The organism is Tahibacter caeni (assembly GCF_024609805.1).
In the GTDB taxonomy this organism is placed as follows: Bacteria; Pseudomonadota; Gammaproteobacteria; order Xanthomonadales; family Rhodanobacteraceae; genus Tahibacter; species Tahibacter caeni.
This window is the reverse complement of record NZ_JANFVR010000163.1, coordinates 1-10498: the sequence shown is the minus strand read 5'-3', so window position 1 is coordinate 10498 and position 10498 is coordinate 1. Positions and strand designations below refer to the sequence as shown.

Genomic DNA, 10498 nt, shown 5'->3' with positions numbered 1-10498 from the left:
CCAGCGCGCCCTGCGGGCGGGCCAGCGGACCGGCGGCCGGGCGACGGCGCGGGCCGCCGGCCGGCGCCGGCGATCGTGCTCGACAACGCGGTGACGCCGGGACCGGGCTTCGCGTCGCAGGCGGCGGAAGGTATCGTCGCCGCGGCCGCCGCTCGGCTACCGGCGCAAGACACGCCGGCCCGTCGCCGTGCTCAGTCGGACCAGACCATGGTCCGCCGCCATAGCGGTGTCATCGGCGAGGTCGCGACGGACCAGCGGGTCAGCGCGCCGTAGAGCACGCGCATCGTCCGGTGTCCATGCGGCGCTTGCCGGCCTCGGCCAGCCATCGTTCGGTTTCGAAACTGCACGCCTGAGCGGAGTGGCGGGGCTGCCTGGCGAGCCAGTCGGCCAGCCGGATCAGCTCGCCCTCCGGCGTTTCGACAAACCGCCGGTCCGCCATCGCGCGCAGACCGGCCAGGGCTTCGCGCCGGGCGTCGAACAGGTCGTCCTGTTCCAGCAGGGCCACGAGCAGCGCGCCCCGATAGCGCAGCACGGCGATGCTGCCCGGCCCCAGAAACAGCTCGCCGAACCGAACTGCCTCGCGCAGTTGCGCCGCGGCGTCGTTCGCGCCGCGACGACGCAGGATTTCGCCGAGCGTGAAATGCAGCTGCGCCGACAGCTCGCTTTCGCCATGCGCCTGGTGCAGCGCGAGCGCGAGCGTCCGGCGCGCGGCCTGCTCGGCGTCGTCGAAGCGGCCCGCCTCGGCCAGCACCAGCGCGCGCTGGTCCGCCACGATCAGACAGGCGTATTCCTCGCTGGTGTGATAGATGGCGCGGCACTGGTCGGCGGCGAGCTGGGACAGCCTCAGCGCGGCGCCGACCGCCTGGGTTTCGATCGCGATCTGCAGCGCGTTCTGCAAGGTCGCGAGCACTTCGACGCTCGGTCCGCGTTTGAAATGCGCTTCCTGTTCGGCCAGCAACAGGAATTGCGATGCCACCGCTTCCGATGCATTGCCGGCATCGGCCAGCAGCACGCCGCGCCGGCGCAGGGCTTCCCAGCGCTGCTCGCGGTTCGCATCGGGCTGCGCCGCGATCCGGTCCAGCGCGGCGATCGCCCGAGCCGGCTCGCCGAGCGCTGCGCTGACCTGCGCCGCCAGCAGCATCCAGCGCACGTCCGCTCCGGCGCGGTCGGCGTTCTGCCGTACCAGCGTCCCGGCTTCGCGGAGCCCGCCGACGCTGAGCAGGATTTCGGCGCGCGTCAGCTGCACGTCGTTGCGCAATGTCGCAGGCAGGCGGTCCGTGTCGCTGCCGAGGTGCCCGAGCATGGAAAGCGCGTCGTCCGAGTTGCCGAGCATGTGACGCGCGCGGGCGACGGTCGTCACGAGCTGGGCCCGGGTCGCGCGCTGCTCGTCCGCGGACAGCAGGTCGGCGAGTCTGTAGACCTCGCGGAACAGCGCTTGGGCGCTGACCTCCTTCCGGCGCATGCCGGCCGGTGCGGTCAGCTCCAGTCCACGCAGTATCGTGCGCGTCACGGTTTCGGCGCGGTCGCGTTCGGCCAGTGTCGACCGGTACTGCTGCAGCCAGCTCGTGACGCCGGCGACGATGACGGCCGCGAGCAGGGCGGCGGTGCCGACCGCGATGCGGTGGCGTCGCACGAAACGGCTGAGCCGGTACAGCAGCGGAGCCGGCGTCGCCGAGACCGGATAGCCGTTCAGATGGCGGCGCACGTCCTGGGCCAGGGCATCGACGCTGGCATAGCGCGCATCCGGTTCGCGGCGCAGCGCCTGCAGCGCGACGGCGTCGAGCTCGCGCGGCAGGCGGCGCCAGGCCGGCGCCGCCTGCCGGACGACGCGCTGGCTCGGCGGCGGCGGATCCTGTTCGAGGATGCGCTGCTCCGCATCGGCGAGCGTCATACCGTCGAAGTCGTACAGCGGACGGCCGCAGAGCAGTTCGTAGAGCACGCTGCCGAGTCCGTACACGTCGCAGGTCACGCCGATCGCCTCGCCGCGCAGTTGCTCGGGCGCCGCGTTGCGCAGCGAGAAATAACGCTGCGTAGCGCGGGTCTGCTCGATCGCGATCGGGCCGATCCGCGGCTGCAGCGGCTTGGCGATGCCGAAATCGAGCAGCTTGGGCCGGCCGTCGGCGGTGACGAGCACGTTGCTCGCCTTGATGTCGCGATGGACGATCAGGTTGCGGTGCGCGTAGGCGACCGCGTCGCAGAGCAGCAAGAACAGCTCCAGCCGCCCGCGCAGCCCCAGCTGCTGCCGATCCGCGTAGTCGAGCAGCGGCCGGCCCTCCACGTATTCCATGACGATGTAGGGCGTGCCGTCGTCGAGCTCGCCGACGTCGTACATCGTCGCGATGTGCGGATGGTGCAGCAGCGCGAGCACCTGGCGTTCGACGCGGAAGCGCGCGAGCGCCGCATTGTCGAGCAGGTCGCGCCGCGCGATCTTGATCGCGACGACGTGGTCGATGTCGCCGCCGGTGCGCTGCGCGCGATAGACGCTGCCCATGCCGCCTTCGCCGAGCGGCGAATCGACGACGTAGGCGCCGATCCGCATGCCTCTCCGCGTCGCCGCGGCGTCCGATGCCGTGGTGCCCGCGCGCCGTGCGGTCAGGTCGCCGACTTCTTCGTCCAGTTCCAGCAGTTCGACGAGCCGCTGCCGCAGGCGCTCGTCGAGATCGTCCCGGCCCGCCAGTGCCGCGATGCGTTCCGCCGGCGTCAGGACGACGAGCTCGTCGAACAGGCGCCGCAGGTGCTGGAAGGTGTTGTCGGGCATGGGTCAGGAATCGGGAATCGGGAATCGGGAATCGCAAGAGCCGGATCGCCTGCATCGGCCGCGCCCCGATTCTGCGATTGCCTCGTGCGACAAGAGTAAATGGGGAATCGTTCAAACGGCAGCCAAAGACTTCGGCAAGGGTGCCGTCACCGGTTCCCCATTCCCCATTCCCGGCCCCAAGTCCCGAGATCTGAGATGCGGGGCCGACAGAATGCGCACCGGTCGACGGTACGAGGCGGCTACGAGAGAGCGCGGCGGCGGCGGGACAGGCAGGCGAGCGTCGCCGTGTGCGGCGGTTCGTGCGGAGGCGGTGCGGCAGGTCGGACCAATTCCGGCGCGCCGCCGCCGCATTCCGGCGCAGCAACGCCTGCGTCGTGGCCGCAGCGCGTCATCGATGCGCCTCTTGTGCTGCCTAGTCTGTCGACCGCGAGCGGGGGCCGAACACAGCGCGGCCGTCGCGCGCATCCGCCGGCATCGAACCGCCGGCATCGTCCAGCGTGATCCATCCACCACATCAGAAGGAATTGCTGCATGCGTGGCTCCATTCCGGCGTCGTCGTCGACGCGTACCTCTTATCTGCGCCGCGCCATCCTGGCCGGCCTGGTCGCTCTTTCGCTGGCCGCCGTCGTCCATGACGGCCGCGCGATGGAAAGCACCGCGCCGCTCGCGGTCGCGCGCGATACCCATTCCGCCGCGCTGCTGCCCGACGGTCGCGTGCTGATCGCCGGCGGCAACGACAGCATGGGCACCAATGTCCATACCCTGGCCAGCGCCGAGATCTACGATCCGGCCAGCCGCAACTACACCGCGGCCGCGCCGATGAACGTGTCGCGCTCGGGCCATCTGAGCGCCGTGCTCGCCGACGGCCGCATCCTCGTCGCCGGCGGCCGCAGCACCGACACCGGCGGCTGGGACATCGCTTCCGCCGAAATCTACGACCCCGCCACGAACACCTGGACCGCGACCGGTGCGCTGCTGGAAACGCGCCGTCTCGGCGAAGCCGTGACCCTGCTCGACGGCCACGTGCTCATGATCGGTGGCGACCCGGGCCTCAACAGCAGCGAGATCTACGATCCGGCCAGCGGCAGCTTCGGCGCCAGCGCCGCGCTGCTGACGCCGCGCGGCCGTCCGGCGATCGCGCGCCTGGCCGACGGCCGCGTGCTGATGGTCGGCGGTTTCGACGCGGCGACCGGCTCCTACCTGTCCAGCGCCGAGGTCTACGACCCGTCGACCGGCAATTGGAGCTATACCGGTTCGCTGCTGGCCGCGCGCGCGTACGCGACCGCGACCCTGCTGGCCGACGGCAAGGTGCTGGTCGCCGGCGGCAACACCACTTCGAGCTTCCCGGCCGCGGCCGAGCTGTACGATCCGGTCAGCGGCACCTTCAGCGCGACCGGCGCGTTGAACGTGCCGCGCCAGGGCCACGTCGCGACGCGGCTGGCCGGCGGCGACGTGCTGATCAGCGGCGGCGACACGTCGAGCTGGCAGGTCGACGACAGCAGCGAAATCTATGTCGCCGCGAGCGGCACCTGGTATCGCGCCGGCCGCCTGAACGGCGTGCGCACCAGTCACACGCAAACCCTGCTCGGCAACGGCGACGTGCTCGTCGCCGCCGGCTGGCCCGGCCCGACCGCCAATTCGGAGACCGTCGACATCGACTGCGCCGTCGCGACGAACTCGGTCACGCCGGCGAGCCAGAGCTTCCCGTCGTCGGGCGGCAGCAACGCGTTCGCGCTGAGCGTGCCGGCCAACTGCAGCTGGTCGGTCAACCGCGTGCCGCCGTGGATGACCATCGACGCGAACGCGCACGGTACCGGCAACGCCACGGTCAGCTACACGGTCGCGCCGATGACCACGGGCGGCAGCCGCAATGCCTGGCTGCTGATCGCCGGCAAGGAATACGTCGTCAGCCAGATCGGCACCTGCAATCCGAACTATTCGGCCTACCTGTCGCCGGCCAGCCGCAGCTTCACGACCGGCGGCGGCAGCGGCACGATCTCGGTCAGCCACGACGCGGCCTGCAGCTGGAGCGTCGCCGGCGTGCCGGCCTGGATCACGATCACGTCCGGCGCGAGCGGGCAGGGCAACGGCACGGTCAGCTACGGCGTCGCGGCGAATACCGGCCCGGCGCGCAGCGCGACGCTGACCATCGGCAACAGCAGCGTCGTCGTGAGCCAGGCCGGCGCGGTCACCTGCGATCCGGGCGCCGTCGCCAGCTTGACCCCGACCAGCCAGAACCTCACCAGCGCCGGCGGCAGCTCGTCGATCAGCGTGACCCACGGCGCGGCCTGCAGCTGGAGCGTCAGCGGTGCGCCGGCCTGGATCACGATCAACTCCGGCGCGAGCGGCACCGGTAACGGCACGGTGCTCTACACCGCGGCCGTGAACACCGGCGCCGCGCGCAGCGCGACGATGACCGTCGCCGGCAAGAGCTTCGTCGTGAACCAGGCCGCGCCGGCCGGCGCGGCCTGCGACCCGGTCAACCTGGTCGCCGGCGTCACCGCCGGCGGCAGCCTCGCGAGCGGCGACTGCACGCAGGGCGCGCGCGGCTCGAGCTACTACACCGACCGCTATTCGTTCACCGCGACGGCCGGCCAGAAGATCTCGCTGCAGTTGTCCTCGAGCGCGTTCGACACCTTCATCTACCTCAGGAACGCGAGCGGCACCGTGCTCGCGAGCAACGACGACGGCGGCGGCGGCACGAACTCGCGGATTCCGGCGAGCTCGGGCTACTACACCTTGACGACCGCGGGCACGTACACGGCCGAAGTGACGTCGTATTCGTCCGGCAAGACCGGCGCCTACACGCTGCTGCGCACCGACTACTGAGCAAGGCGCGCCGGCGTCAGGGACGACGCCGGCGTTTTTCCGGAATGCGGCACGTGCGGGACCACAGGCCTTGCAGCGACGTGCTGGGTCGGCGTTCCTGCGGACCCGCGGAATGCCCCGTTCCTGGCGCGACCCACAGGCACTTCCGGCTGATGGGTCAGCCTCGATGGACCTTCATGTCGAACCCAAGGCACTGCTCGACGGCTGCGTTCCGTCGCCGATGGCGGCGAAGCGGACGATGAAACGGGCGCGGAGGCATCCTTGTCGGCGACGCACCTGAGGCCGGCGCATTCGAGGCGGTGGCGACTTGCCCTCCCGCCTTCATCCCGGCACGCTCCGCCGACCGCACAGCCGGGAATCCTCACCGTGCCACAAGCCACGCCGCCTTCGATGACCCCGCTGCAGCGGCTGCGCTCGATCTTCAGCGGTTCGGTCGGCAATCTCGTCGAGTGGTACGACTGGTACGTCTATACGGCGTTCGCGCTGTATTTCGCGCCGGCGTTCTTTCCCGACGGCGACCAGACCGCGCAGCTGCTGAATACGGCAGCGATCTTCGCGGTCGGTTTCCTGATGCGACCGCTCGGCGGATGGCTGCTCGGCGAGTACGCCGACCGGCACGGACGCAAGGCGGCGCTGGTGCTGTCGGTGCTGATGATGTGCGCCGGGTCGCTGCTGATCGCGCTGACGCCGGGGCATGCGCAGATCGGCGTCGCCGCGCCGATCCTGCTGCTGCTCGCGCGGCTGCTGCAGGGACTCAGCGTCGGCGGCGAGTACGGCGCCTCGGCGACCTATCTCAGCGAGATGGCGAGCCGCGAGCATCGCGGTTTCTGGTCGAGCTTCCAGTACGTCACGTTGATCATGGGCCAGCTGCTCGCGCTGGCCGTGCTGATCCTGCTGCAGCGCTTCCTGCTGACGCCGCAGCAACTGCACGACTGGGGCTGGCGCATTCCGTTCGTCGTCGGCGCGCTGGCCGCGCTCGTGTCGCTGTATCTGCGCCGCAGCATGCTCGAGACCGAATCGTTCCGCGGTCAAGGCGCCGCGGCGCGTTCGCGCGGACGCCTGCGCGAGCTGCTGCGCCATCCGCGCGAGCTCGCGACCGTGGTCGGCCTGACCCTGGGCGGCACGCTCGCGTTCTATACCTTCACGACCTACATGCAGAAATACCTCGTCGTCAGCGCCGGCATGAGCAAGGACGACGCGACGGCGGTCTCGGCGGCGACCTTGTTCGTGTTCATGCTGCTGCAGCCGGCCGTCGGCGCGCTGTCGGACCGCATCGGCCGCCGGCCGCTGCTGATCGCGTTCGGCGTGCTGGGTACCCTGGGCACGGTGCCGCTGTTCACGGCGCTCGGCCGCGGCGTCGGCGTCTACGAGGCGTTCGGCCTGATCCTGCTCGCGCTGGTCGCGGTCAGCGGCTATACGGCGATCAATGCCGTGGTCAAGGCCGAACTGTTTCCGGTCGGCGTGCGCGCGCTCGGCGTCGGCCTGCCGTATGCGCTGACCGTCTCGCTGTTCGGCGGCACGGCGGAGATGCTCGCGCTGTGGTTCAAGCAGCGCGGCCAGGAGTCCTGGTTCTACTGGTACGTCACGGCCTGCATCGCCGTCTCGCTGCTGGTCTATCTGTTCACGGCCGATACGCGGCGCACCTCGCGCATCGACCGCGACACCGGCGCTGTCGCGTGAAGCCTGCGGCCTGCGGGCCTTTGCCCGGTGGCTGACTGCGGCCTGTGTCGTCGATCGGGCCTGAGCCCGGCGGTCCGGTGCGCCCGCCTCGAATTCCGAATCACCGAACCGGATCGCCGCCGATTCGGTGACGGCGCGCACGTTCGCCCGGCCGGCGCTTGCACGTTCCGGCTTTCGTCACGGTAAGCTAACGAAGTTGTAACAACTCGGAGGAGTGGGGAGCATGGGGAAGTCTCGTTTGTGGAAGGCCCTCTGGGCCGCGGGTGCGTTCGGCTGCGCCGCAGCCCTGACGCCGGCCGGCGTCGCGTTCGCGACTGAGGAGGCCGATGCGGCAGCCGCGCAGGACGGTGCCAAGAGCGGCGACGCGCAGGAGCTCGAAGCGATCTCGGTGGTCGGCTCGCGCCGTTACGGCCGTTCGTCGGAGGCCCTGACGCCGGTGCCGGTGGACATCGTGCCGATGGCCGACGTGGCCGAGAAGAGTCCGCAGTTCGACATCGCGCAGACCTTGCAGTACATCGCGCCGTCGTTCAATTCGACGCGCCAGACCGGCGCAGACAACGCCGACCTCGTCGACTCGGCCATGCTGCGCGGCCTGGGTTCGGACCAGACCCTGGTCCTCGTCAACAACAAGCGCCAGCACCAGGCGGCCATCGTCAACCTGTTCGGCGCGCGCAACCGCGGCAATACCGGCACCGACTTCAACACGATCCCGCAGCTCGCGGTCGAGCGCATCGAGATCCTGCGCGACGGCGCCGCGGCGCAGTACGGCTCGGACGCGATCGCCGGCGTGGTCAACGTGGTGCTGAAGAAGACTCCGGGCTGCGAGGCCGTGGCCGGCTACGGCCAGTATTCGCGCGGCGACGGCGAGAACACGCTGGCTTCGGCCTACTGCGGCTTCGAGCTGGCCAACGGCGGCGCGATCGCGCTGACCGGCGAATGGCTCAAGCGCGGCCGTTCCGACCGTTCCGAGCCGCGCGGCAGCCCGCGCACGATAGGCGATACCAAAGTGGACAACCGCACCTTGTTCCTCAACGGCGAGGTGCCGCTCGGCGATGCCGCGCATTTCTACTTCAGCGGCGGCTACCAGGACCGCTATGCGTCCTCGGGCGCATTCGCGCGCGGCGGCATCGGCAGCGACGACATTCCGTCGCGCAATTCCGAAGCCATGTATCCGGACGGCTTCGTGCCCTTCATCAACGGCGACATCGAGGACCGCACCCTGATCGCCGGCGTCTGGGGCAACATCGGGCAATGGCGCGCCGACGTCTCGCAGACCTACGGTTACAACGAGCTGCTGAACAACATCAGCAACACCTTGAACGCCTCGATCGCGAACGAGGACCTGCTCAACGGCGGGCGCGGCATCAGCCCGACCAAGTTCGACGCCGGCGGCTACGCGTTCACGCAGTACACGACGAACCTCGATTTCTCGCGCTATCTCGACAGCGTGCTCGCGGGCACGAACGTCGCGTTCGGTCTGGAACGCCGCCGCGAGCAGTACGAGATCTTCGCCGGCGAGCGCGGCTCCTGGGACGACTTCGACGGTCCCGGCGGCGGCAACGCCGGCAGCCAGGGCTATCCGGGCTTCCAGCCGGGCGACGAGACCGATTCCAGCCGCACGAGCTGGGCCGCCTACGGCGACTTCGAGTTCAACTGGACCGATCGCTTCATGACCGGCGCAGCCGCGCGCTTCGAGGACTACGACGACTTCGGCAAGACCACGACCGGCAAGCTGACCTCGTCGTTCAAGGCCACCGACAGCTTCCTGCTGCGCGGCTCGGTCAGCACCGGCTTCCGCGCGCCGTCGCTGCAGCAGCGCGATTTCCAGTCGACCTATACCGAGTTCGTCAGCGGCGAGCCGCTCGACATCCTGCTCGCGCGCAACGGCGGTCCGATCGCCAATGCCGCCGGCGTCGAGCCGCTGCGCGAGGAGAAGGCCAAGAGCTTCACTCTGGGCTTCACCTGGAGTCCGATGGACAACCTGACCCTGACCGTCGACGGCTACCGCATCGACATAGACGATCGCGTCGTGCTGTCGGGCCAGTTCGGCGTCGACGATCCGGCGATCAGCGACGAGCTGCGCGACATCCTGATCCAGAAAGGGGTCGGCGCCGCGGCCTTCTTCGTCAACGCGGTCGACACGCGCACCACCGGCATCGACCTGACCCTGGCCCACAACACCGAGGTCGGCGACGGCGAGCTCTCCACCTACTTCGCGCTGAACCACGGCAAGACCGAGATCCGCAAGGTCAACGTGCCGGCGCCGCTGCTGATCGAACCCGAAGGCGCCGATACCTTCCTGTCGGACCGTGAACGCCGCTTCATCGAGGACGGCGCGCCGTCGACGAAGGCCACGCTGACGTTCGACTACGCGATCGGCAAGTGGGATGCGATGTTCAAGATCATCCACTTCGGCTCGCAGACCCAGGGTTCGTTCTCGGGTCCGCCGGTCCTGCTGCACTACGGTCCCAAGACTTCGGCCGACTTCAGCCTGAGCTACGCGTTCAACGACAACATCAAGCTCACGGTCGGCGGCGCGAACATCTTCGACCAGTTCCCGGACAAGCAGAACCCGGACGAGACCGACAACGGCCACATCTACGACAGCGTGCAGTTCGGCCTCAACGGCGCCTCGTACTTCACGCGTCTGGCCGTGAAGTTCTGATCCGTCGACTCTCCGCGCATCGCGCGTGAAACGAAAAGCCCGCACCGTCAGGTGCGGGCTTTTTCATTGCGGCGGGCGGCGTTCGCTCACTGGATGCGCATGTCGTAGATGCCGACCGCATTGTGCGCCGGCGGCCAGTCCGGATAGCCCGGCGGCGCCTGCACCACCGGCGTTTCGAAACCGCCGTTGCCCTGCGCGAACGCGGCCGTGCCGGCGGGCGCGAACGCAGCGGCGACGCGGCGCACGAGCAGCCTGCGTGAAAGTGTCATTGCGGTACTCCTCGATAGGGAAGACGGGAAAGGCATGGCGCGGCAGTTCCGTACGGATGCGCGAAAAGCGCCGCGGCGGCTTGCCCGGATAGCGCGGCCGCATCCGTCGGCGCAGCGAATGCATTCTCGAGCGACGCCATCACAGAGGCCGCGACGCGGCATGACGGATCTGTCGCGTATACTTTTCTCAAAGCAGCAAAAGACAGGATCAGGCATGCGGCGCCGCATGCGTCGGCGCCGGCGCGCCGCCGTCTCGCTCCGGCGACGTGCGGAGCGCCGCCCGGCGCGGCGGCGGAG

Annotated in this window: 7 protein-coding genes; 4 read left to right on the top strand and 3 right to left on the bottom strand. The window is 69.6% G+C overall.

The genetic code is table 11. The features are described from left to right. Positions 1–273, top strand: a 273-nt coding sequence (locus tag NON22_RS14255) for a hypothetical protein (protein WP_257387610.1), incomplete at its 5' end; no start/stop codon positions are given. On the opposite strand, the gene NON22_RS14250 is transcribed toward NON22_RS14255, so the two are convergent. Beyond that, positions 260–2758 (bottom strand): serine/threonine-protein kinase, encoded by a 2499-nt coding sequence (locus tag NON22_RS14250; RefSeq protein WP_257387609.1) that lies wholly within the window; start codon positions 2756–2758, stop codon positions 260–262. The genes NON22_RS14255 and NON22_RS14250 overlap by 14 nt on opposite strands. Before the next feature lie 531 nt (positions 2759–3289). Here NON22_RS14250 and NON22_RS14245 point away from each other — a divergent pair. The 3 genes from NON22_RS14245 (at position 3290) to NON22_RS14235 (ending at position 9932) form a co-directional block, all read left to right on the top strand. Next, positions 3290–5587, top strand: coding sequence for a BACON domain-containing protein (locus NON22_RS14245; RefSeq protein ID WP_257387608.1), 2298 nt, complete (start codon positions 3290–3292; stop codon positions 5585–5587). A gap of 366 nt (positions 5588–5953) precedes the next feature. After that, positions 5954–7267, top strand: coding sequence for an MFS transporter (locus NON22_RS14240; RefSeq protein ID WP_257387607.1), 1314 nt, complete (start codon positions 5954–5956; stop codon positions 7265–7267). A gap of 223 nt (positions 7268–7490) precedes the next feature. Further along, positions 7491–9932 (top strand): TonB-dependent receptor plug domain-containing protein, encoded by a 2442-nt coding sequence (locus NON22_RS14235; RefSeq protein WP_257387606.1) that lies wholly within the window; start codon positions 7491–7493, stop codon positions 9930–9932. 86 nt (positions 9933–10018) lie between these two features. Here the strand turns inward: NON22_RS14235 and NON22_RS14230 are convergent, their stop codons facing one another. Both NON22_RS14230 and NON22_RS14225 read right to left on the bottom strand, forming a co-directional pair. After that, positions 10019–10201, bottom strand: coding sequence for a hypothetical protein (locus NON22_RS14230; protein ID WP_257387605.1), 183 nt, complete (start codon positions 10199–10201; stop codon positions 10019–10021). Further along, positions 10198–10498 (bottom strand): hypothetical protein (locus tag NON22_RS14225; protein ID WP_257387604.1); only part of this gene is annotated, 301 nt, incomplete at its 5' end. The genes NON22_RS14225 and NON22_RS14230, both read right to left, overlap by 4 nt.